This window comes from Firmicutes bacterium HGW-Firmicutes-1, assembly GCA_002841625.1.
In the GTDB taxonomy this organism is placed as follows: Bacteria; Bacillota; Clostridia; order Lachnospirales; family Vallitaleaceae; genus HGW-1.
The window spans coordinates 1-24,729 of the sequence record PHAG01000018.1 but is presented as its reverse complement, the minus strand read 5'-3'; the positions used below and the strand labels follow the sequence as shown (position 1 = coordinate 24,729).

The 24,729-nt window shown below is 34.9% G+C and carries 21 protein-coding genes and 4 pseudogenes; 1 reads left to right on the top strand and 24 read right to left on the bottom strand.

The window, feature by feature from the left end; genetic code table 11:
* Positions 1-13: 13 nt before the first annotated feature.
* The 4 genes from CVU84_16930 to CVU84_16915 all read right to left on the bottom strand — a co-directional run bounded on the left by CVU84_16930 (position 14) and on the right by CVU84_16915 (position 5,128).
* On the bottom strand, positions 14-661 hold the full coding sequence (locus CVU84_16930) for a DNA-binding response regulator (GenBank protein ID PKM93224.1): 648 nt from the start codon (positions 659-661) through the stop codon (positions 14-16).
* A 19-nt stretch (positions 662-680) separates the two neighbouring features.
* Positions 681-1,625 carry a hypothetical protein gene (locus CVU84_16925; protein PKM93223.1) on the bottom strand — a complete coding sequence of 315 codons (945 nt, stop codon included), beginning with the start codon at positions 1,623-1,625 and terminating at the stop codon, positions 681-683.
* A gap of 176 nt (positions 1,626-1,801) precedes the next feature.
* Positions 1,802-3,928 carry a hypothetical protein gene (locus tag CVU84_16920; protein PKM93222.1) on the bottom strand — a complete coding sequence of 709 codons (2,127 nt, stop codon included), beginning with the start codon at positions 3,926-3,928 and terminating at the stop codon, positions 1,802-1,804.
* Positions 3,929-3,994: 66 nt separating this feature from the next.
* On the bottom strand, positions 3,995-5,128 hold the full coding sequence (locus tag CVU84_16915; GenBank protein PKM93221.1) for a hypothetical protein: 1,134 nt from the start codon (positions 5,126-5,128) through the stop codon (positions 3,995-3,997).
* A gap of 346 nt (positions 5,129-5,474) precedes the next feature.
* On the opposite strand from CVU84_16915, the gene CVU84_16910 reads away from it, so the two are divergent.
* The gene (locus tag CVU84_16910) at positions 5,475-6,494 is read left to right on the top strand and encodes a hypothetical protein (GenBank protein PKM93220.1); all 1,020 of its coding nucleotides are present in this window, start codon (positions 5,475-5,477) and stop codon (positions 6,492-6,494) included.
* A 71-nt stretch (positions 6,495-6,565) separates the two neighbouring features.
* On the opposite strand, the gene CVU84_16905 is transcribed toward CVU84_16910, so the two are convergent.
* The 20 genes and pseudogenes from CVU84_16905 to CVU84_16810 all read right to left on the bottom strand — a co-directional run bounded on the left by CVU84_16905 (position 6,566) and on the right by CVU84_16810 (position 24,729).
* Positions 6,566-7,951, bottom strand: coding sequence for a C4-dicarboxylate ABC transporter permease (locus CVU84_16905; protein ID PKM93219.1), 1,386 nt, complete (start codon positions 7,949-7,951; stop codon positions 6,566-6,568).
* A 388-nt stretch (positions 7,952-8,339) separates the two neighbouring features.
* Positions 8,340-8,414 (bottom strand): annotated as a pseudogene (locus tag CVU84_16900) (SEC-C domain-containing protein).
* 137 nt (positions 8,415-8,551) lie between these two features.
* Complete coding sequence (locus CVU84_16895) at positions 8,552-9,004, bottom strand: hypothetical protein (GenBank protein PKM93218.1); 453 nt, start codon at positions 9,002-9,004, stop codon at positions 8,552-8,554.
* A 43-nt stretch (positions 9,005-9,047) separates the two neighbouring features.
* Positions 9,048-10,577, bottom strand: coding sequence for a DNA methylase (locus tag CVU84_16890; GenBank protein PKM93217.1), 1,530 nt, complete (start codon positions 10,575-10,577; stop codon positions 9,048-9,050).
* A gap of 66 nt (positions 10,578-10,643) precedes the next feature.
* Positions 10,644-11,015: a hypothetical protein gene (locus tag CVU84_16885; GenBank protein PKM93216.1), complete on the bottom strand. Its 372-nt coding sequence runs from the start codon at positions 11,013-11,015 to the stop codon at positions 10,644-10,646.
* Between the two features lie 13 nt (positions 11,016-11,028).
* Positions 11,029-11,259 (bottom strand): hypothetical protein, encoded by a 231-nt coding sequence (locus tag CVU84_16880; protein PKM93215.1) that lies wholly within the window; start codon positions 11,257-11,259, stop codon positions 11,029-11,031.
* Between the two features lie 179 nt (positions 11,260-11,438).
* Positions 11,439-11,843: a (deoxy)nucleoside triphosphate pyrophosphohydrolase gene (locus tag CVU84_16875; protein ID PKM93214.1), complete on the bottom strand. Its 405-nt coding sequence runs from the start codon at positions 11,841-11,843 to the stop codon at positions 11,439-11,441.
* Between the two features lie 134 nt (positions 11,844-11,977).
* Positions 11,978-12,166 (bottom strand): hypothetical protein, encoded by a 189-nt coding sequence (locus CVU84_16870; protein PKM93213.1) that lies wholly within the window; start codon positions 12,164-12,166, stop codon positions 11,978-11,980.
* A 2-nt stretch (positions 12,167-12,168) separates the two neighbouring features.
* The gene (locus tag CVU84_16865; protein ID PKM93212.1) at positions 12,169-12,363 is read right to left on the bottom strand and encodes a hypothetical protein; all 195 of its coding nucleotides are present in this window, start codon (positions 12,361-12,363) and stop codon (positions 12,169-12,171) included.
* A gap of 926 nt (positions 12,364-13,289) precedes the next feature.
* A pseudogene (locus tag CVU84_16860) lies at positions 13,290-13,817 on the bottom strand (phosphohydrolase).
* Positions 13,818-14,117: 300 nt separating this feature from the next.
* Entirely contained in the window at positions 14,118-15,314 is a 1,197-nt protein-coding gene (locus tag CVU84_16855) for a DNA (cytosine-5-)-methyltransferase (protein ID PKM93211.1), read from the bottom strand.
* Positions 15,315-15,634: 320 nt separating this feature from the next.
* On the bottom strand, positions 15,635-17,035 hold the full coding sequence (locus tag CVU84_16850) for a DNA mismatch repair protein MutH (protein PKM93210.1): 1,401 nt from the start codon (positions 17,033-17,035) through the stop codon (positions 15,635-15,637).
* A gap of 212 nt (positions 17,036-17,247) precedes the next feature.
* Positions 17,248-18,810: an ATP/GTP-binding protein gene (locus CVU84_16845; protein PKM93209.1), complete on the bottom strand. Its 1,563-nt coding sequence runs from the start codon at positions 18,808-18,810 to the stop codon at positions 17,248-17,250.
* A gap of 231 nt (positions 18,811-19,041) precedes the next feature.
* A complete protein-coding gene (locus CVU84_16840; GenBank protein PKM93208.1) occupies positions 19,042-19,908 on the bottom strand; it encodes a hypothetical protein in 867 nt (288 codons plus the stop codon).
* A gap of 682 nt (positions 19,909-20,590) precedes the next feature.
* The gene (locus CVU84_16835; GenBank protein ID PKM93207.1) at positions 20,591-20,938 is read right to left on the bottom strand and encodes a hypothetical protein; all 348 of its coding nucleotides are present in this window, start codon (positions 20,936-20,938) and stop codon (positions 20,591-20,593) included.
* Positions 20,939-21,405: 467 nt separating this feature from the next.
* Positions 21,406-21,633 (bottom strand): annotated as a pseudogene (locus CVU84_16830) (hypothetical protein).
* Between the two features lie 220 nt (positions 21,634-21,853).
* Positions 21,854-22,051: a hypothetical protein gene (locus CVU84_16825; GenBank protein ID PKM93206.1), complete on the bottom strand. Its 198-nt coding sequence runs from the start codon at positions 22,049-22,051 to the stop codon at positions 21,854-21,856.
* A gap of 140 nt (positions 22,052-22,191) precedes the next feature.
* Positions 22,192-23,037: a hypothetical protein gene (locus CVU84_16820; GenBank protein PKM93205.1), complete on the bottom strand. Its 846-nt coding sequence runs from the start codon at positions 23,035-23,037 to the stop codon at positions 22,192-22,194.
* 103 nt (positions 23,038-23,140) lie between these two features.
* Entirely contained in the window at positions 23,141-23,455 is a 315-nt protein-coding gene (locus CVU84_16815; GenBank protein PKM93204.1) for a hypothetical protein, read from the bottom strand.
* A gap of 314 nt (positions 23,456-23,769) precedes the next feature.
* A pseudogene (locus tag CVU84_16810) lies at positions 23,770-24,729 on the bottom strand (ATPase).

Genomic DNA, 24,729 nt, shown 5'->3' with positions numbered 1-24,729 from the left:
TTATGCCTAATCACTATATAATGTTATTCTTTAGTGCAAAGACCGAAATCTGGGTACGATCCGAAAGTCCTGTTATACTTAAAATATTAGAGATTCTATTTTTTATTGTACCCTCACTATAATTGAGTATTTGTGCAATTTCTTTATTTGTTCTACCATCCGCAACCTGAGCCATAATCCTAATATCCGTACGATCAAAAGAAATATCACCAAATTCAATACGTCCTTCATTCTTTGTATGCGCACCGCTTTTAGAGGCAAAAATAATATCATATGATTCTTTATGAATCATCACAATACCATTATAAACACATTTTATAGCCATAATAAGGATATCTGGTTTCATATTCTTAAGCAAATATCCGTCTGCTCCCGCATTTGCAGAAGCTATAATGCTCTCTACATTTTCAAAGGTTGTTAGCATAATGATCTTGCTTTTTGGAAGCTTCTCTTTGATATCACCGAGTGCCTCTATTCCATTTTTTTGCGGCATCTGGATATCCAGCAAAACAATATCTGGCTTATATTTTAACGCCAATTGAACTGCATCCATCCCATTTGCTGCCGTACCAATAACTTCAATTTCGTTATCAGAGGCTAATACGGTTTCCAACATCGTTCTAAATAGTGTTTGGTCATCTGCAATTAAAACTTTAATCATGGATTGTCCCCTTTTTATACTAAATCTTATTTATGGAAAGCCGAATCGCTTTAAAGATGCTGCTAAGTTCTTGCGCAAGTAATTCAATATCATACATAGATTGATCGCCTAAATTTAGTTGCTTTTCTTGAATAACTCTAATTTTTTTTATCACGTTTTCAATTCTTCCAATTAAATCGGTTTGTAATAATTGTAGATGTTCTAGCCTCTCTTTTTCTGTCTCAAGTACATTCGCTATATTTACATAGTCCACAAGTTTATTGTTTGAGCTATCTAGAATTTGATTTTGCTGATTAATCTGCTCAGTCAATTCCTTTTCCCACTGAATGTTATGAAATATAATTACGGTACCCATTGTCTCACCAGAAACTATAATTGGAGACCTTATAACCAGAAAAAACGCTTTAGTACTTGGAATATTTATTTCAAATTGATGAAGCTCATTTGTAATCTGTAATCCAAGCTTAATTTCACTATGATTACTATTAGGTGTTAACTGTAAAAGTGAGTGTTTGATATCTTCAAGGGTGTGACAGTTTATTCCAAATAGTTTTTTATAATCCTCTTCTTGATTTGCATTAACTATATGTCCATAATAATCGCATATTATTGTTAAATCTTCAATAGCCATAAAGACGGATTCCAAATCTGGTGGAATAAAGATAGGTTTACGAGCCTTTTTAAAAGTATATATAACAATGATCACTAAAGTGATGAAACACAAAATTAAGGCTATTTGTCCAATTATTTTATAAACACTTTCAATTGATATTTCTAAAATAGCGACTTGCATTAGAAGGCTAAATAAATAGGTGCCTAGAAAAAAGGTTGCGAGGTGCATCCCATATGTAATAAATGTATGTTTTCTTCTGATAAAAAAATAGATATTTGTTATCAGTAGCCATAGCATAGGAATGAATAAAATCAATATTTTTAATAAGATATCTTTCTCAAGAATACGCATTAACCTCACCTTTTGTTCCAAGTAGAATTGACACCCTTCAAAATAAGTTTATCAACAAATCATTATCTCTGTCAATACTAACGTTGTATTAGTTATTGTTATGTGGGGGTAAGGGAAAAGGCAGCCACTTACTGTGGCTACCTTTTAGAAGAGAGCTGGGGATTTGAAGCTGGACCTTATTTCCCTACATATTTATAAGTACCATCTGGCATACCATAGTCAGTATAAAGCTCATCTAGAAAATCGGTTGTAATCAATATGGAGGTATCCCCAAGAAGAACAAATTTAATACCAGCTGACAGATCACTAGCCTTGCTGTCAGATGTTAGATCTGCAACCCCATCCACTACATAAGTTAAATCATGATAAGGCGACTTATAGTTAAAATGATAATAGAAAAAATCAGGGCTGTCATCATGGGATATCGTGAATTCCCCATAACCATCAGGACTTTTCCATCTACCGTCAGCAAAGCTATAATCATAAGTATCCTCAACTTGGATTTCTACAGGTGTTTCCTCTGAAGGCACCACCTCGACTGGTACTTCCGGCTTCATGATTGATTCCTCATAGTTATATTCGGTTTCTTGGCCTACGATACTGCCAGTAATACGCCATATCGTCATAATAGCCTGTTCGCGACTATATTTAAATTGAGGACTGAATGTATTTGTTTTTGTTCCTCCCATTACTCTTTCATTACTGTATGGACTGATCAAAGCAGAAACTTTATCTATATATTTCTTCCCCCATTCATTTTTAGTATCCGAAAAGTACACTCCGGCTTGTGAAGAAGTTTCATAGCCCAAAACATCTGCCATATTACATAACATCACCGCTGCTTCTTGTCTAGTAATGGAATTATTTGGTTTAAAGGAGCCATCTCCATAACCTTTAACGATTCCGCAGCCATATACAAATGAGACGGCAGAATCGGTATACTCTGAGTAAAATTCATTATCAATGCTTGGAAAATCAGCAAAGTCATCCATCTCATCATCTGAAAAGCCTGTTAAGGTCTGTATGGTTTGATAAATAAGTTTTGCAAACTCGCCTCGAGTGATATCTTTCGTATAGTCATCTTGAAGTTCTTCTGGTACCACGCCTAGCAAAATGGCTTCAGACACTTCTTGTTCTGCCCATGAACTAATGGAATCATCCAAGTCATCTTCACTATTAAAAGATGACACTAGAATATCAAGAATTTTTTCTCCAATACCACTGCTTAAATCTTTTAAACCTTTTTGCAGCTTATCAAAGGCAGGCAAATTAATCTGTCCATTATGATCTACTTTTACCTGTTTTTCTTCTATATTCTTACCATCATTATTTGTTGATTCTGCTAAATACATGCTTTTTCCAAATATACCATATGGTAAATCACCAGCTCCCGTAATAGGAATAAAATTATAGCCGTAAACATTAGCTAACATTTCTAATTTACCACCAGGATAAGCATATATTTTACGCCCTTCATTTGTGCGATTACTTAGATGAAAGGGATCCTGCCCCGGGTGTTTCTTTCCCAATAAATAATTGTTGACTGCTAAGTCATTACCGTCAGATAAAACAGCAATATCATTCAGATTATCATTATAATTAAACGCCGAAGCGAATGAAGTAACAGATGCAGGAATGACAATAGATGATAAATCACAGTTATTAAAAGCCCCTCCAGCTATAGAAACCAATCCATCACGAAAGTTAATCTTCTTTAAGCTCGTACAATTTTTAAAGGCTTGAGCATTAATTTTCATTAATTCACTAGGGAGATAAACTTCTTCTAAAGATGTGCAATCTTCAAAAGATGATATGCCTATTGTTCTATAACTGTAATCCAAATCGGTAAAATTCTCAAATTCTAATGCTTCGGAACTTTTAGGCACAAAGAGCTCAACTTTTTTCAAGGATGTACATCCTTTAAAGGAAAAGCTAGAAGCATCTGGCAAGGAGTAATAAGCTTCTTTAATAGAAGTACTGCCAGCTACTTTCATATTCGTACGTATAGGCAGGTAGCTCTTTATCCTCGTTATATTGTTAAAATCATGGATATCACCCCTTGCACTATTAACCGTTAAATATTCATCGTCTACTACTATTGTAGTCGGAATAACCAGCGTAGTCAACGAAGTAATAGGCTCAAAATACACCAGGCTAGCCGTATCTGAATAAGCAGAATGCTCTACATACCATCTGCTACCTTCAATCTCTACCAGCGTAGATCCAGCCAATATGACATTTGAAAAGTTTCCCATAATAAAAACGCTCAACAATAATAAACTTATAATCTTTTTCGCGTTCATCCTTTTATCTCCTTTTTATATAATTCAAATACTGTACTACAGTACTTGCATTTACCTTTCCATTATTTAACTTGATACACCAATTCCGCAATTAGAACATTCATTGTAATTGTTAAGTCTTCTTCCACAATTTGGGCATTTATTCGATGAGCTAGCTCCCAATGAACTTGAACCAAGTGAAGCAATATATATAACAGTAGCCCCAATCATTATAAAGAGAACGACGAGTAATAATATGTAAGCAATAAAAACCGTACCAATAGCTCCAACACAATAAGCAAAAACCATATACAACGCTCTTAAAATTCCCCCTTTGGGGATTACTTTGGCTAATATCATAATGATTTGTATCATTTGTACCAATGCAAACAAAATCCATATAAAGGAAATAATAGATGCATCAATGAAGGAAATTATGATGGTTAATACTATAGCTATGGGCCATGAGAAAAACCCCAAGGAAAAATCAACGGAAGTCTTTGCATTATACTGTAGATCTCCCATATTATCTATATAAGTCATTAACTGATTATACACAATCGCTACAAATCCAACAAAACGTATCCCTGCTTGAATCCACCCCACTACAAAGGGATCACAAAAGCTTAACATGTCAGGTCCCTGTGACAATCCGAAAAGGATTTCAACAATACATACTCCTATAAATACAATTTGGTTTATCATATGTACCGGACCAGTTAAACATTCGTCTTGAAAAAATGTACGACATTTCCGAATAATTAATAAAGCAACGGAGCAAACAATAATAATAGTCAGAAAAACGTTACCAAAGACTTTTAAATCTGTTATCGAACTGGCATATTTAAAATAGGTATCATTAATAGCAACCCTTATACTTTCTGTATCACTTAAACTTTCTAAAGTATCTGAAGATAAAGCCCCTGATAAAATTAGAAATCCCATAAACCCAATAAAACCTAATAACATTATGCCGCCAATTATCCAAGTGATTATGCGGGAATTTTTAGTGGTTTTACTGCCTTTAGTCTTCTTTGCTTGATCTGTTACAGTAGCTATTCTTTCTTCTTGAATGATTTCCGGTTCACCGATATCAAAGGTTGCCTTATTTTTGATATTACTCTTATCAATTGAACTATCCTGAAATAGTGTATTGCCGCATTGGCCACAAAAAGACTGAGCCACACTTTCATAGTGGGCACCACACTTTGCACAATACATATTGTTACCTCCTTATGTACCTATTAATGTTCTCTTGCTGTCTTTATCCCCGTTACCACTGCTCTCGAAAGATGTATAAAATCTATCGATTACGGTTTCAGAATCAACTCCCCCCCCTTATCCTTTCACGTGAAAGTTGTCGTAATTTGCCTGTTTGAAGATTTAAAAATACCCTTTACTTTCACGTTAAAGTAGAACACAATATAGAATAACATAAATTCATAAATACGTCAATTCCTTTGTCGTAATGAAATTAAATTTCACATTGTGTTTTACATTGTGTTCTCATAGGAACTATTGTAAACTATAATGGAACAATAACTTTTAGATTTTAAGGAGATCACTTATGCATCGTAGACCTACTATTAAAACAATTGCACAAATTGCTGGTGTCTCCCACGTCGCTGTTTCCAGAGCACTTCGGGGATGTTCTGATATTTCTCCGGAAACAACAGAACGTATTGTTAAGATTGCATTGGAAATTGGCTATTCTCCTAATGCAGCAGCCCGTAGTCTTTCTTCAAAACAGACAAAGGCAATCGGCATGATTGTGCCGACTCTTGCAGAGAATACTGCTTACAGTTCTGTTTTCAATCAAGTGAGTATAGTTGCTGCTGAACATGGTTATACCGTATTGCTCGGAAGTAGCCACAGAAGTTTGGAGCTAGAAAAAAAACATTGTCGTATGATGTGTGAAAATAGGGTCGGTGCTTTAATTGTGGCTTCTTCCACAAGTGATGTTTCTCATATTAGGGAGATTTGCGGAGAACATCTGCCGGTTATTTTTGTCGGTGGAAAAACAGGTTTTGATGAAACTTATTCCATGACTTGCAACTATCGTCATAGTGCTACTCTTGTCGTGCAGCATCTCTACGCTTTAGGACATAGAGATATCGCATTGTTTACTTATGGTCCCATGAATAATACCATAAAACAAAAAGAAGAAGGGTTTACTTATGAAATGAACCAACACTCTCTTTTGCCTCGCATATATACAGCCGGACATTGCGATGATACAAGCGCTGCCGGTCGCGACTTAGTAGTTCAGCTTATTTGCGAAGGTAATCTTCCTACTGCAATTTGGTGTGCAAGCGACCTGATGGCCATCGGTGTACTGAGTACACTGCGCGAACATGGCATTCGTGTTCCCGAAGACATATCCCTAATTGGACATGATGACCTGTATGTCAGTAGCCTAGCTAGTATAGAACTGACAACCTTACATCTACCTATGAAGGAAATAGGCAAATCGGCAACCGAGATTGCCATCAGTCTAATCGAAGGGGAACAATCCATTATATCCCATCAGTCTTTTTCAACGCATCTTGTCGTCCGAAAGACCACTGGTACTGCATCAATCAGATAAAACAACTTTCAATGATTTCATTCATTAAAAACGATGCGCTAAACGATTAATATCTTTGTGTGCGTTCTTTTTCAATATCCAATGAATTCTGAAAATACTACTAATAAAGCCCCTACGCCCATATATATTCCTACCAATGGTCCATAAAATCTGATCCATTTCTCATAGGTGATTTCACTTACTGCCAGAACCCCATTTAGGGTTGTAGAAATCGGAGAGGCAACATTCGTCAGCCCATCTCCAAGTTGAAAGGCATATACAGCCGCCTGACGTGATAGGGCCAGAGAATCAGCCATAGGCGTCATAATCGGCATAATCAGAGCAGCTTTCGCAGAACCAGACGTAATCAGAAAATTAATCAGTGCATTGAATATAAACATACCCAATAATTGCAGCGTTGGAGGAAGCTGATACACCAAACCTGTTAATTGGTATGTAATTGTGTCAAGAATATTGCCATCGGTAAGTATGAGTCGGATTGTTGCTGCAATTCCAACGACCATGACACCTTTCATCATTTTCTTAGATCCAGAGATAAAAAGCTCGCAGATGTCATAAAAACTGTATCCGGCAGCTAATCCTACTGCTATACCAATCACTAAAAAAGCGACCACAATGTTAACCGTTTCCCAACGCCATAACGATATGCCCAGTGTCAAAATCAAAAACCCTGCTACAAAAACGGTAAGACTGAATTTCTCACCATGGTTCATCGTCTCATTTTCCTGAATCTCTAAAGTAGGATCATCACGTTCTGCTCTATGTGATTTTGCATAGTGCATTATATATGCACTTGTAACTGCAATTAAAACCGGTAACGTCAACCATCTTAACCAGGCTCCGGAAAACAAAGGCAATTCTGCGATTGTCTGGGCTGTTCCCACACTGAAAGGATTAAAAATACCTGCTGTAAATCCTGCATTAACACCCAGCATAATCATTGCCACTCCTGACATTCTATCGAGGCCCAACGTACTGGCTGCTGCTATCCCCAGCGGTACAAAAATAACGGACGCTGTAGTCATTCCCATTGTAAATCCGAAAATCGAGAATAAGGCGACAAATATCGGTATAATCCATAGTTCCCCGCCTCGAAAGAATCTTAATGATTGCGTGCACAATTTCGTCAGGCATCGGGTATGTAAAATAACTTCAAAAGCACCTCCAGTGATCAGAAGCAGCCACATCAATGATGCCGTTTTAGGTAAACACAACGCTTCATAAAACTTATGAAAGATCAACCAAGGTGGAACCGGACTTTGTTCTACAAGAATGTAGCTACCCGGAACCAATAGAGTTTGTCCTACCTTTTCATTAAATACCCGCTCAAAAGCTCCGGAGGGTATGATATAGGTAAGTAGACAGGCTACTAGAACCAATATAAATAAGATTATAAATGTATGGGGTGGGGTTTTTGGTGTTTGCTTCTTAGTCTTGTGCTTTTCAAATATCTTCATTCAGTTCCTCCAAAGGTCCGCGACTTTATGTTATTTATAGAAGCCTCTTTCAATCTTATCCTCATTCTTTACCAACTTAACAATATTTAAAGAAGGTATTTTTTTTATTATAATAACATATGCAGACCTATAAAACAAAATAAGTCTACATGTTTTTCCTGAACCGAATATATACGACATTACTAAGAACTATGATAAATTATATTATAAAGAAATTCAAGACAAAGTATTTTTTTAGGTGTCGAAGAATTAAGGGAATATGTATGTGACGAAGGATGGAATTACCAAGCTGAGATAACAGATGAGGATTGAAGGATATGGAGATTTTAAAGGGCACAGAACTCGGATTAGAGCTTAAAAAACAACCTACACGTATTGAAGGGGTTCATTAGCACCTGCCACAGCATTTCTTATATTTCTTGCCGCTGCCACAGGGACAAGGATCATTCGGCTAAATCTTCTTACGTCAAAAACACCTAAGTCAATTTAAAGTCAATTTTTACTTATTAATAGTTATTTCCCCTTATTTCTTGTAATTTGTGACGCTGTTTCACAAATGATTCGCTTATATCAATCTTTATACATTGAGGCATCTGTATTTCACGCAAAGAAATCATCCACTGATTGAAACATTTCACCTGTAATATCTACAATCTCATCTATCGGTATCCTTGTTCCGTCCTGCATGACCACTGTACGTTCATATCCTTCCATTTTCTTTACAGTACCTAGTATAGAGATAAAAGCCCCACCTGCCTTCATTTCATCAGGTCGAAAAAATACAATTTCTATCTCCTGCATTCTACTTAACTGCTCCTGTACAATTCTTAGCTTTTCGTCTAGTATGGTTTTTGCAGTTTCATCCAGCTCTACTGCCTGATCTGTCAGTCTGGCAGTCTCTTTGATTGCTCCATCATAACCATTTAAAGCTGCAAATGGAGAAAATTGTGCAGCACGGTCATGTACAGACATATGCTCACGATTACTGGAGACATGATGCTGTAAATTGATGATATGATCATACTGATGCTTGTCTTTAGGACCATCTTTCATTCCCTGACTCCTTTCACCGTTTCGTAAGCGTACCATTACAGGCTTATGCCTTATGACCTCCGATTTGCTTGTTTCTTTTCATTGTCATGGCGCCTTCTTCCAAGTTCGTGCCTTTTAATATAGCGTTTTTTCCATATTTTTTCTTTATCTCTAGCATCGCAAGCTGCATCTTTTTTTCACGCTGCAACATCGCATCCTCTTCTTCACTTTCCGTTTGCTTGGCTTTATAATCAGTAAACAGATCCAGTTGTTCATAAGATTTCTTTTTCACTACAGTGTTTTCATGCACAACATGATTTGCTGTAATGTTTATTCTTCTAACCAATAAGTTCTCATCTGCAATCCGAGTATATAAATCCATAACAGCATCAATAATCAGCTTAGTCGAGGACGTCTGTCTACTAAGATTTACTGTTCCATGTGCATGTTTTGGAACCTGACGTCCATAGTGATCTGTCTTTATTGGTCCGTGGTATTTCTTTCTTATTTCTGAATTACTTAGATTTTCAATATCATAGCCTACTGTCAAAACCATTTGATCTGTCACAAGACCTTTATCAACCAGATCAAGCACCAGAAGATCTGTCATTTCACGCACAATAAGTCTTGCTTTTTCATAATTATATGGACACTGTAGAACCTGTCCCGAGCCAAGACTGTTTGTGGTTGGTTTATATGCCTTTATGTCTGCAATTGTACATGGTTCCCAGCCCCACGCATGGTCGATTAAAAGTTCTGCATTTATTCCAAATAACTTGTAAAGTAAATCTTCATTATAATACTCATTCTTCTTTCCAAGAGAACATCTCGCCACATCACCCATTGTAAACATTTCGTTATCTTCCAGTTTTTTAGCATACCCTCTGCCAACACGCCAAAAATCTGTAAGTGGTTTATGGTTCCAAAGAATTCGTCTATATGTCATTTCATCCAGTTCTGCAATTCGCACTCCATCCTTATCTGCTGGTATGTTTTTCGCTACTATATCCATTGCTATTTTACAAAGATAAAGGTTTGTACCTATCCCGGCTGTTGCAGTGATTCCTATCGTTTGAAATACCTCGCCTATCATCTTAGCTACAAGTTCTCTAGCTGAAAGATTCGCAGTACGCAGATAATGGGTCACATCCATAAATACCTCATCTATGGAATAGACATGGATATCCTCTGGAGCTATATACTTCAAGTATACATTGTATATTCGTGTACTATATTCCATATACTTTGCCATTCTTGGCGGTGCAATAATATAATCCATTGACAATTCAGGTAATTCTTTTAATTCAATATCATTATAAGATGCACCAGTAAAGGAATGATTAGGTGCCTTGCTTCTCCTAATATCATTTTCTTCTTTCACCTTCTGCACTACCTCGAACAACCTTGCTCTCCCAGTAATTCCAATAGATTTTAATGACGGTGATGCTGCAAGACAAATGGTTTTTTCCGTCCGGCTTGCATCTGCAACTACAAGATTTGTGGATAATGGATCAAGCCCACGTTCCAGACATTCAACAGAGGCATAGAAAGACTTGAGATCAATCGCGATATATATATGATTTTCCTGTTCCATTCTTTGCCTCCTTTATTCAACTTATTCCCTATTTTACCGTACACGTCGAAGTAATGTTAGCTCTTATCAATTCTCTTTATGCAAAATTATGTCTTCACCATTTTCACCCTTAATAACCTTTACACCCTTTTTCACCCTTTTAGCTTTGATTTTTGTAATAGGTTTATTCACCTTAACACTTTCATTCTGATGATCTGCCTCTTTTTCTTTTTTCACTTTATTTTCATTTTCTATTTCATCTTTCTTGCTTTGAATGGATTTTGATATTTCAGCGCTCAGAGTCTCATCCATCAATACAAGAAATTGCTCGAACGCCATAGGGTATTGGAATATTTTCTCTCCAATGTCGAATTGAACTGTTATTTTCTCCTGAGACTGTTTAGTGATTAACCCCTTACCAAATTGCTTGTGCTCAACTATTTTGTCTATTAAATTCATCGTTTATCTCCTTTTAATTCTGGTTGTTTATTACTAAATCAGGAGCTCCCCTAAATCGAACCTCTAGCAACCCCTTGATACTTGATGTTGATAATATATTCATTTTACCCAATCTTCTCATCTTTTCACATTCTTTTCTATTAAACCTCATAGTACTATAAGCTTCAACGAATAGGAAGGGGTATTTACTTAAAAATAACAAAAGAAGAGACTTGTGCCAAATTAAATTGTTTTTTGGATTCATTTAACATATGCTCCTATTGTTAGCTGCTAGACAAAAGTTCTTACTTAATACTTTAATGATTCTGCTCAAAACCCTTTTTAAAAATCAATAACCTAAAGCTTTACTCAATATTCCTCTAAGTGGACCCCTTCAAAATCGATAAATCTTGTAAAGACTTTTTGCAGATTCTCCTTGTACACTCATCTCATTTCATCCATCAGCTTTCTCACAATAGGTAAGTCTGCTGGAGCCCAATCAAGGGTGTCTAGTTGACCTGGTTTGAGCCATACATGAGCGAGGTGCTCTTTACGTGTAAAAGTTCTGTTATCGATAGGACAAAGATAACTATGCATAGTAATATAAAAATCTGGGTACTGATGTTGTACGGAAATAAAGAACTGCTCAGGATTAACAGAAATGGTAATGTCCATTTCTTCTTTCAATTCCCTAGATAATGCCTGCTCAACAGTTTCATCTGGTTCAACCTTGCCTCCAGGGAACTCAAATTTAAAGGACACATAGTCATATTTTCCCGCGTTGCGTTGCATGCATAGTATTTCTCCAGCTTCAATTATGATGGCTGCTGTTACTACGTAGTGCTTCATATTAAGTTTCACCCCTTTTTCTACATCCTACTCAAATTGCAATGAAAGTATTAGCCATTACATTTATTGTACAAGTGATTATTTTTTAGTTAAATATCCATTAAGCCTCAGAATCACTATATCATCTTTGGTTATCAATTGGCTAAATTCAAGTTTTCTTCCAAGAACCTGGCTGGCATTTTTTCTTCTAATTCCCATACAAAACTAACTGGCTTAGATCCAGAATGATGAATATACCGAGCTTTTCCCATAAATAAAAACGGACTTGCATGGCCATCTCTAGTCCTATATTCCCGTACAAACAATAACACATCATTACCCACTATTAAGATATTAAAATTCTATATATCGTTCTTCCCAGTCCATATGCTGTTATTTCTTCCTGAAATAAGTGCCCACGACCTAAATCCTGATTTTTCAATCTCTCTTTTATAGAATCTACATAAATAACACCAACGACGGTTTTTTCAATATCATAAAAATATAAATGAAATGCGACTATTTTTAAAAACAGCTGCATTTCTTTTGAACATTTATCCAGCTTTCGTAAATCGATAAACCCTGTGAAGACTTATCGCAGAAAGACTTTATAGATATACCTACATGTCCTATGAAGTGTTCAGTAAAATAGCTGCAAATACGATATTTGCAGCTATTTTACTGAACAGCAATTGTGAGTCCGACTACTACGCCCCAATCCTAGCATTTCTCCACATACACCATTTGCATCAGTAAATTTCGATTATCCCTCTTAGGAGCTTCGGGGATGGACTTTAGTCCGACTTTTTCACTGAGCATTCCAGTGACTGCAAGACATAGAGCATCCATAACATCGTCCACCATTCTTTTAAGTTTTGGATCCTGTTGGACATACGCAATAACCTCATTTGTTCTTTCGTAGATGCTACTCAAAAGCTCTACGCGACCCTGAATGCCACCTTCCGTCTTTTTGTTCTCAAATATTGGCATTGGCATTTTATATTTTTCGTCCCTGTTGAGCATGGCAAAACATACCTCCGGATGTGCTTCGATGAGTTTATTTTGAAACTCTGGATTTTTCTCCAAGAAGACATCGATTTCCTTTATTTTAGGAACAATCATAAAAGATTGTTTACTTAGTCCTTTTCCAAGAACTGCCTTGTTAATATCATTTGCCATATAATAGTCTTCTGCGTATACTGCTTGTCTACATGGCGCGTTAAATACACAAGAAGCACGGGAAGAGAGAACACCTCTAGCCTCACCATCTGGTCGAATGTCTTTCAACGATTCTGTTAACCCAATTGGCATATCAATAATGAGACTACTACTATCACAAAATTGATAGCAAATCTCATCAATTTTCTTATATACACCAATAGTAAAATCAGTTTCTGTTAACTCTACTGTGACCCAGCCTTCTTTACATCCATCAATTCCAACATAACTTTTTCCTGTTTTAGAGACCGTCAACTGTTTAAATAGTGATAAAAACTCACTTTCAACACTTGAAAAATCTCTTAATGAAAAGTCATGCTTCAATGAAATATCTGGAACATGCTCAACTATTCGTTCACCCATTAGAGCAATAAATTCGTGATATAACACTGCATCGTCAATTTCTTCAATTTGAAGAAGCTCTTGATCCGTAAAATTCAATTTATACTTCTGATAAATTGCATTTTGAAGTTTTGACTCTATTTTCTGGTACTCTGATAAATGCCTTATTACAGGCCTTGTAATATCTGATAAGTAAGCTTCGCTAGCATCATGAAGTATGCAACCAAGTTGTATATTTTTCGAGTAACCTCTTGCTTTGGCTTCTCTATAGCAGTTGATACTATGCTGTCCGACTGAATAGAAATGTTGGAAGTGTCCATTAGCTCTAGTCATTAGTGAAAGAGCATGGGCAATGTCCTCAATCATGATGTCTTCTAATACAGGATCAAGTGGGTAGAATTTGTTTTTTGTGAAGGTTAATATATAGTCTGGCATTGGTTTTCTCCCTTTCGGTTTGTTAAATAGACTTCCTTTCGCTTTGCCCTAACCACTTCTTTTTCCCGCTTCCGGTCGTACTTAATCAAATAAGGTATGACATATTAGCTCTAAATACAATCCTTCATTCGATCTCTGCTATATTGTTTTGACCCTTCTTTATGAAAAGTAAAGCCATCGATCTCAATAGCCAACAAAGCATTTTTATCCACTTTCCTACAAATGAGAAAACCACATAAACCAATTCAATAAATTCAGAACCAATTGCAAAATGAATTACTGCATTACAGTAGCTCAAGCTTATTCGGTTTCAAATATTTTATTTAATGTTTTCCCCATACGTTCAATCGCACCAACAACTAATGCATTTCCCATACAGAAATATCTAAATTTCTCAGGCATTCCTGTATTGGTCCAATCTTCATTAAAACCTTGGATTTTTTCTGCTTCCTTAGGTGTTATTAATCTTAATCTTTTTGTTTGAGGATCTTCGATAACATGAGTACTCCTATTTATACTTGATTCACTTGTAAGCATCGTTCTAGCTGGCTTATCTAATGGGTCAGGAAAGGCAATTTGTCCTTCTGAAAATGTATATGTATGCCCTGTCTTACTCGTTCTTTCAATCTTTTTAGAACCTTTTAGATATTTCCATTTTTCCAATGCTTCTCCTAAATAATATTTTTCATCCACTTCAGAATCTATTATGTCTATCATTTTAATTGATTCTTCATATATTGGTGTAACTTTTTCTGTGCGAATTTTCCCTCTTCTCATGACGCCAGCATTGCAAAATGAAAATTGAAATTTATCTGAAACATCATAAATATCACTATATTCAAAATCAACATCTACTCCAGATAAAACTTCCTTAATAGGAAATGTTTGCGCGAAAAATCCGGCTGAATTGATAATGCTCAAGTTACTATTTTTAATAAGACTTGAAAAAAACTTGGTATTATTTTTATATGCAAATATAAATACCCGTCGTCGTCTTTGGGCAAACCCATATTCTGCTGCATTAACTACCCGCCACTCTACACTATACCCCAATTCATTAAAACATGCCAGCATTACGCCAAAGTCTCTACCTCTTTGATTCGATGGTGATTTCAATAATCTATCCACATTTTCAAGCAAAACAAATTTAGGTTGCTTTACTTCTAGTATTTCTCTGATTTGCCACCACAAAACACCTTTGACACCAATTATTCCTTTTGCACCAGTACTTGCCACCGAATAATCTTGGCAAGGAAATCCACCAACTAACAAATTATGGTCTGGAATTGATTTTTTATCAACTGTACATATATCTATATTCTCGCACTTGTTACTTTCGCCAAAATTAGAACAATAACACTCGTAAGCATGTTGAACCTTTTTTCCAGGTTCCCATTGATTTGCCCAAACAGTATCCCAATTTAGTGATGCTTTTAAAAGACCTAATCTGAAACCACCAACACCAGCAAACAACTCACATACGGTTGTATCTATCATGAATAATCCCACCTTCCCGAACTAACGTTCTGGTTATATTTTATATGAATCTATCAGAATTGTAAAGCAAAAAAAATTTTCGTATTGTCAATGCTATTATAATACATTTTGCTTCATTTGAAAAGATCAATATTTAATAATTTAAAAAGCAATCCAAATTTTCCTGGATTGCCTCTTGTTTTAATAATCTAAAACTATTTTGCTTATATTATGTCAAATCTAAAAAAATAATCTATCAATGTATTTGGGTAATTATTCACTTTTTCTTTATCCCACAGCCTTAAAATCTCACTAAGTGCAGCGAAGTTAATAATCTAGAACTAATCGCCTTCGATTTGTTTCGCAACATACTTACTATTTAACCAAAAACACATCTTTCTTTCATATGTCCCTTGTGGTGTTATCATTAAATCGTCACTATCTTTGGCTTTTGGTCTTATGTGACCAACAGGATTATCAGAACTTTTAAAAAATTGATTATAAATTCCATTACCAATTTTCACAACTGTATCCTGCCACAACGCTTTATAATCACCTTCCAAATGTTCAATCGGCATATTCCAAAATTTAACTTTATATAGAATCAAATCTTTTAAAGATATATCGCTCTGTTTTTCATAATGATTTTTTGATTTAAACACAATCCATAAATGCTTATTATTTTCAAATTTCTCTCGAATTGTTGAATCTTCCCATTCTTCTGCTGCTATTTCGGTATATTGAATTTGTTCGAATGACATGCTTTCTTTTGGTATTCCATTAGGTTGTAGTACAATGCATTTCACCTCAATATTGGCCTTTTTAAATGGTTCAAATTTTTTAATATTTTCCCCTGCAATGTCACTTAAAACATCTGATACAACTAAATTAATATAGTTTTTAGCTAACCTTTTGCGAAAAATATTATAATTCTGACAGATTTGTTCTAATGAAAACCCTAGGTTTTTTTTAATCTCTAACATAAGGTAGTCATCAAATGAACCATTTATATCTAACCACGGTTTATGAACTGGTTTAACTTTTTTACTTTGTTTCTTTTGAAGCAGTTCTTCAATAATATAATCGACATATGATCGTTTAAGAGAAAATGCCCTTTTCTTTGCTTGAATATCGCAAAACGGTTGTGACCTCACAGACATCTTATTGACACCTTTTGTACAGGCACCCAAATACATAGTATCCCCTTCAGATAATTCATGAGCTTGTCCTAGACTGACTTTTGCTTGAATACTTGTCCAATCTTTTTTGATAATCTTCAAATCGTCATCACATGGCTCCCATAATCCTACTAATTTGAATAATTGCTGATCAACATTAATGTTTGAATTATGAATATAAAACATCAAAAGCAAATTAAGTTTCTTTCTTACAATAGCTTGATTCCACTCTTCATAAACTAAAGTTTCATAATTAATCATAGTAATAATTATTCTTTCTTTCGCTGAATATCCATACCTATGAATTAGCATTAGAGCATTTGCTTTTGGTACAATCATACGAATAGGACACACTTTTAATTCTAAACCAACTTCTGCAAAATCTGCTTCTTGCCTTGAATTATTTTCATATCCAAAATAGTGCTTTTCAATCAACTGACCTAGTTTTCCTTTACCTCCAATATCATCACTGTATTCTGCAACAGATTCTTTTAATGTTTTATCTTCGATTTGTTGAGCATAACACAATATCGATTGAACCTCATTCTCATTGTAAGTTCCCATGTATTCCTCCTTAAGTAAATGCACGTTTATATAAAAAGCTAAACTTCCAAAAACAATTTTTAATCCGAGTTAATTTTCCACTTTTCCTCTCCATTATACATGTTTTTAATTAACCAATTATATGGATAATGGAATGTATAACGTTCCTTAAGATACTGTACATAATAAACATAATGGGCAGTTGTTATCACGAGTCTATCATTACAAAACCGTCAAAAATGAGGTATCAATACTCCTTCCTGATTCGCTCTTGTGTGGATATAGTTTCGCATATCATCAATAGACTGTTTTAGCTGTTCTAGTGTGTATCTAGGATTTAAATGATTTTCAGGATGATGAATTTGGTGCCTAATATACGAAGCTACAATGTGTTGCTCATTTCTAGTGTTTCCATCATTGTTTAATCGGATGTATGGTAGCAAGTTCCTTCCCATTTTATAGTCGCTTAGCCACTGTTGAAATTCTAGGAAAGAATATAACTCATCATGGTATTCTTCTGTAATTTCTTTGAATGCTATGTAGTTAACTTCATTCAGTGAAGGATAATGCAGCATTCCAGGAGCAACCTCCATCATTCTTCTTTGTCTATCCCCATCACAAGTAATCATACGCAGATTCGAATAATCCAACTGCTTTACGATCGTTGCACTATGCGAAGTAAGAATTACCTGTGTATTGGCCGAGTTCCCTAGTGTTTTAAATGCCTCAACTAATATTCTCTGATTGTTAGTGTGCTGAGATGTTTCAGGCTCTTCTATTGCATAAATAACACCTGTACTATCACTTGTTTCCATTCGCCTCTCAGCCTCAGCTCTGAAAAAATTAAGTAAAATCAAACGTTTCACACCGCTACCGCGTTTATTTATCGGAATGTCTTCATCACCAGAGATAGATACGCTCTTGAATACGTCAGCCCATTTAAGGCTCTCAGCTAATGGAATTACCGGGTTCAAACTGTTTGCAACATCTGGCGCCATTTCTCTCAACTTCTCCATTGTCCTATCAACCACTTCTCTAAGTTTTGCTTCGACCTCACTAGCAACCCTGTTTAACGTAGTCCGCAACTCATCATCAGTTAATATCTTCCGAACTGCTTCCTTCAACGGGTCTTGTACTTCGTTATCTCCATCACTGTTTTTTCTATCTGACTGAAACAAAGAATATACTGGTAGATACATATAAAGCTTGTCCCATATTTTTTTTGCATCCTCTTTAGATACATCTATTTCGATTTCCTGCAATTGTAAATTTTGTAAATGTAGCCCCCAAATTGCAGCGCGCATTACTGCATTTATATTTTGGTTCTCGCACTCGATACCTTGTGTCCGGATTATTGCTTTTAATTCTGTATTTTTCTTTAGAAGCAAGTCTGTACAATCTGGATTAGTAGGATGCTTAGCCTTAATATATATCTTTACTCCGCCACCATTTCTGTAACGCTTAACAATCTCTAGTTGAGATTGCTCATTAATCATGTATTCATCAGCAAGAGTTGTTGGATTCGCTGCGTCTATAACAATTTCCGCTGGAAGCTCTACAAAGCACACAGAAATAATTGTTTCCGTGTCACCCACACTAGCTGCTTGTTTATTCACATCACCCTTATCCATCTTTATGATGCCTTTTCCTTCATTATAGAAAATATCCAAAGCTTCAAGAATAGTAGATTTCCCGATATCGTTTTCTCCAACAAAGACAGTAAGGTTATCAAAGTAGATTTCAATGGTGTCCTTGTATCCTCTGAAGTTTGTAAGTTTTAGAGATGTCATTTTCATAATTATTTACCCCCGCATCTATGTATTTTCGATGTAGCAAATAATAAGTTCCTATTGAATATATTTATTTCTAATTATATCCATTACATTTATCTGAATATATGGTTTAACAAACATAATGGTTCGTTGTGAAATTCCTGTAATATAAATAAAGGGGATAAGAATTAGATAATTATTCTTTTCCTTGTGATTATTGTAAACTGAATTTCTTAAACGCCTAATTTTTAGCCCTTACTTAGTGAATCTACTTTTTACGTTTTTTCCCTTTTCAATAAGTTTTTGAAATTCTTCACGCTCTTCCTTGCTAACATTTTCAAGAGATTCCGATATTCCTCTATGCTTAACTAATAACAAGTGTGAAATAACAATATTATTAAAGTTTACTTTTTTTAATTTGAACTTTCCTTTCTTTCTAACAAGATGGCTATGAAAATTTAGAAAATCAATTTTTCTACAATTAAAGACGCTACAGATGACAAGACCACAATAATAAGAATATATGTACACGCGCTTTTTATAAAAAAACAAATCACAGATTACCATCCTTTTGAAATAATCGATTTCATCACTAAGTAACGATATTAATCTTGCATCCATATAGTATAAAAAATGTGAGGTCCATCTAGGATAATTAGGATAGTCTAGTTGTAATAAAACCAAAACGTCCTTCATCTTTTGAAACCTCAGCTTCGATCTTATGCTAATCTCAATGTCCTTAAGTATTTTCTGCTGCTCTGATTCATATGAGTTCATTTGAGTCAGCAGGAACCTCCAATGGGCAGATTCAATATAATACTGAAGTTTGTGGTCATATTTGATGTTTACGTTTTCGTTATTTACATATGGTATAAAAACTTTCTCTGCAAAATATTTTTCACTCTCAGAAAGCAACTGCTCACAACTACCACATAATAATCTATATTTGGGTCCATCCTGCTTTCGTATCTTAAAATCAGTTGGATCTCTAAATTTACCAGTAACGCTAGTCCTTTTTATAAAACTAAATACAAACTTCGGCACTATATGGCTAAGCTTCAGATCAGTATTTTCATAACATAAGGCGCACTTTTGTTGATCTATCGATTGTCCTTTTTTCAATGAATTTTCCACCTGCTTCTCCCCAAATAATAATCACAAAATAGTACTTACATAATTTTTTTGATACACATTGACAATACAATTCCATAATATTCAATATTTAGAATCCAGCGTTCTTCGAAAGCATGACTATGTCGTGAATCAAGTTTCTAAATGAAACTTCGTCCCAAAATCTTGGATGCATATAGCTGTGAGCAACGCTTTACGATTACCATCATTATCTGTAGATTGAGAAAGCGTATAATATGATTTCACTTTTTCGAGTAATGAAATGAGTTCTTGACTGCAATCTTTGTTTTCTTCAATAGCAAGATTTATTAATCCAATGCCTATTTTACGTCTTTTTGAGTTACCCGATTCATCAAATATTTCAATACCTTATTCGGATGTTTTTGATCTTATAAGTTCTTCCAGATAAGCGTATGCAAATGGAGTTAACACAGAATATGAATTAGGGAAATCTAGATATACTTCGTGGACAACATCCCAATCAGGTAGCCAATTCCAATAATGTGCGTGATTCATTATCTCGGTAAAGTCATCATTAATATTCATTTTAAACACCTCAAATAAATATGACCAGAATAAGGTTCTAGTATTTAGTAATATTAATTACACAATTTTTAACTACATCCTTGTCCTTCATAATCATAATGGGCAGGTGAGGATATGTTTATTATTTTTAAACTATCGTCTGTAAAAACTGAATAAGCGCAGTCATCGCAGCAGTAAACTCTGCTGTCCCTTTTATTACTTTGATTCCGGATATAGCTGTCTTAATAAATGCTTTCCTAGGTTTAAGTGCTTTAAGTTCCTCTTCGACAACCTCCAAGTTATTTGAAAGTGTTTCATTATCCTCATCAGATAATGATTTACTTTCAGCTTTTAAAGCTTTGATTAATTCCGACAAGCTTGCAGTATCAATTGAATTCACAGTTGAGTTAGAATTTATCACTGCACTATCGTTGGCAATATTCACTTGTCCATTTGTTACTGTAATTGAGTAAGTGTTTTTATTATCCAATCCCATATCAATTCCTATCTTTGTTAAGTATCGCTCTATATGACGAATTAGCAATTGCCTACAATAAATAGTATATTTTTAATCTCAAATTGCGTATTTAAGCAACAATCTGGACTTTAGCAAAATATATTTTTTTTTGCATTTTTCTCATCTTATCCTCAAACCAACTTCTATATTCTCATTTTCATTATCTCTTTAAAACTATCTTTCCATTTTCTATAATACATAATAATGTCTCTTAATCCATCTAGACAATCTATCTACTCCAGGGTAAATTATTCTTGTGAACTTTTCTTGTGGTTTATTCTCAGCATGAATATCTACAATGAGAAAATTCCCATTATAGCAGGATTGTTCATATATACCTATTATCATAAACTATGAAGTTATTAGACATTTATCAAATAATCATTTCTTAATCTTATTAATTTTTCCTCTATAGCACTTACTTCACTTTGAAACATGGTTGGTTTAATATCAATAGCTGGTTGAAAAATATTCATATTACCTTCGAAGTGATTAAATTCATTTAATAATGTTTTTCGTGAGGTAAAGAACACTTTGTAATCACGCTTAATAACTGCATCAGTATCTGTAGGACGGTATGAAAGTGTTCGTTGGATAATCTGATTTAGCATGGGCGGATGAGCTTGATTTACTGGCATATTGAAAATTTCAACCAATTCTTTTTCAACTTTCATTCGCAAATAATAGTAGATCAATGTTTGTCTTAGTGTATCAGCTAAAAGTGGAAATTCCGCGCTATCTAATATATCAATTGTACTACAATTAATTTGCAACACATCAGAAACAGCAGAGTGCTAGCAAGCGAATCAGCGGATGAAAATCGCTATCTTAATATTCCATGAAGAGTTTTGCAGTTTCCAAGTCATTCTCTACAAATCGATATACAAAATCATATTACTTCATCCATTCATTTTGCTTTTGGCAATATCGCTTATAATCAAATTTTGTTTCAAAGATACTCAAATGATTAATAATCACAAATGTCTGATTTTTCACAAAACCAGTAGATAGGACTATCTCACCTTGGCTGTCAAAAGACATATCGTCATTAATTTTAAAACCTTGTTCAGTAAGGTATTGCTGTAGATTCATTGGTACTTCCCCACAACTAAATTATCAATTCAAATTATTTTAACTCTTTGATATTTTGGGTTAAATGATATACCGATTTATAGACTGTTAATGAACACCCCGTTTGTAAATTAAAACAACATTTAATCCGTTCCATATCGTTAATTCTCATTCATACCAAATTCCTTGCTTAACAACTTTCTTTTAAATAAATTCTCAAATGATATGACTTCCTGATCTGAAATATTCTTAGGTAATATTTGCAGTATGCTAAATTGAAATTGGTGATATCTTTCTGAATAGTTACATATCACTTCTTTCAATCCTTTATTTCCTCCATGCTTAGTATCAACATAACATTTCCAACGTGCAAGTAATCCTCCTGCACCATATGCAGAACCAACATACTGCTTACCGTCTGTTTGATCAACAACAAGATAAATTGCATAAATGGATGATAATGCAGTATGCCAATTTTCATAAAGAGTTGCATCCTTAATAATTTCTTTCAACTCTCCATAACTCAAAACTACATTTTCAAAACCATTGAAAGCAAGTCGTGGATTCTCTTGGATGGCCAATACAGCTTTTTCATTTGTCGCCCATTGATGCCACGAAATAGCAGCCTTACCCCAATCAATAATAAGTCTTCCTATGAGATCACTTAATAGATCTATCTTCATTAAATCAAATCGAAAGAGTTCATCATTAAACATGGATTCTACTGGAAATCCCTCTGGAATTAGAGCTTTAACCGCCAGCTCTCCTCGCCCGACTTCGTAACAACCTGCAAATTTTGCGCTACTTCCTGGCTCACTTATAAAGGATAATATATAATCACATCCGTTAAAGAACTTCTCTTTCTGAAGCTTTTGATATTCATCCATAAATTCATTTTCGTAACATTTTTTGAAATTTTTATCCTTCAAAGAATGTCTTATTAATTTAACTCTATTTAGGTCAAAACCATTTCTTTTTAAAATATCAGATAAATATAGTGATGTCATTTTAGTTCTCCCTCAATCTGGAAAAAGTTCAGCAGTTTGGCCATATGTAATATTAGACATTAGTTTCCCACCTTTCTTTGTAACAAAAAAACCCACTCCGCTTCTATGTAGTCTTACTCTCTGTACGTTGGAATTCACAGTCATGATTTCCAGGGCGCAAAAAGTAGCCATTTCGTGGGTAGGCTTTTAAATATTCTTTGTATTTATAATTGATATTTTGAATTTGTTGAAAATGGGATGTTTCATGATTGAGGATGGTGTGCTTAGACTGGTTATTTGTATAAACCTTAAAAGACCCACCTAGATTAGCTGCGTATTCAAGTTCATTTTTACTCAACTTAACGCCTGATTCTCGAACAAAAGATACGCAAGAGCGAACCTCCCGTATCCACTTGCTACTCTTTACTACTTTCCCCATTTTTCCCACCTTCTCTGATAACTTACATTTATTACTATTAATCTTATAGTATCACAGGTTTCGACAGATGGGAAGGAGATTAATTGTAGATTTATGTAGAACTGGTATAAAATTGGCAATTGAAATAGGCTCATAATCTGGATGGACTAATCAACTTGAAAGCCCTAACTATAAAGTGAACGCGTTTAAACTTTATTGCATCATTATTAAGATATTGAAACAAATATCTGAGGTGTTGTCACAATAACGATTTGGATATCAAGACCACTTTTCATAAGCGAGACAAGCAACCTGTCCCCCTGTCCCCCCCTTTCTTATTCCTCCTCCAGCAACCAATCCACGAGATTCAAATGGCGTATTCCTTCATAATTTGCAGGCACCCTATCTCATCTAAGCTCAACAGCAATTTTCTATGATGATCCGGAATTCTATTAAGGGGACGTAATTCTCTTTGAAGGGTTGTTACATCAAGGACCGTCGCAGCAACCTGATAATAGATAATCTCATCTGAATTTACCGCTACAAAGTCAATCTCGTTTTCTGCTAACTTTCCAATACTGACTTTGTTACCTCTTCGCAACAGCTCAAGGTAAGTAATATTTTCTATTACATGTCCCAAATCCGTGGAATACCCTGAAAGCAACAAATTTCTAATACCCATGTCGACATGGTAATACTTCCCTAGCGTCTTTAGAAACTGTCTGCCCTTGATGTCATACCGATCCACTTTGTAGAACAAATAACTGTCTGTGAGTGCATTCATGTATGAGGCTACCGTATTTACAGAAATCTTGCGTCCTGAAGCGTTGAGAGTATCACTGATTTTTTTGATAGATATGGGACTTCCGACACTGCCCATCAAGACTTTTATAATGCTTTCAATCAGTGAGACATCCGTTATGCCTTCACGTTTGGCAATATCCTTAATCAAAATTGTGTTGTAAATGCCTTCAATATAAGGATGAATAATATTAGGATTTTTTTCAATGGTTGCTAAATAGGGAAATGATCCCCACTTCATATAGTCATTGAATAATTCTTTTTTACTATTCTCGGTATCTTGATTAGCTTCATAGTATTCCCTAAACGACAACGGTAGCATATCAATGGTGATGTATCGCCCTGAAAGCAGTGTTGCTAGTTCCCCGGAAAGCATATACGCATTTGAACCTGTTATATAGACATCTGTGTCCTCTTTGATAAACAAACTGTCCACTGCCTTTTCAAAATTTTTGCAGTTTTGAACTTCATCAATAAAAATGTAAGTGATTTGA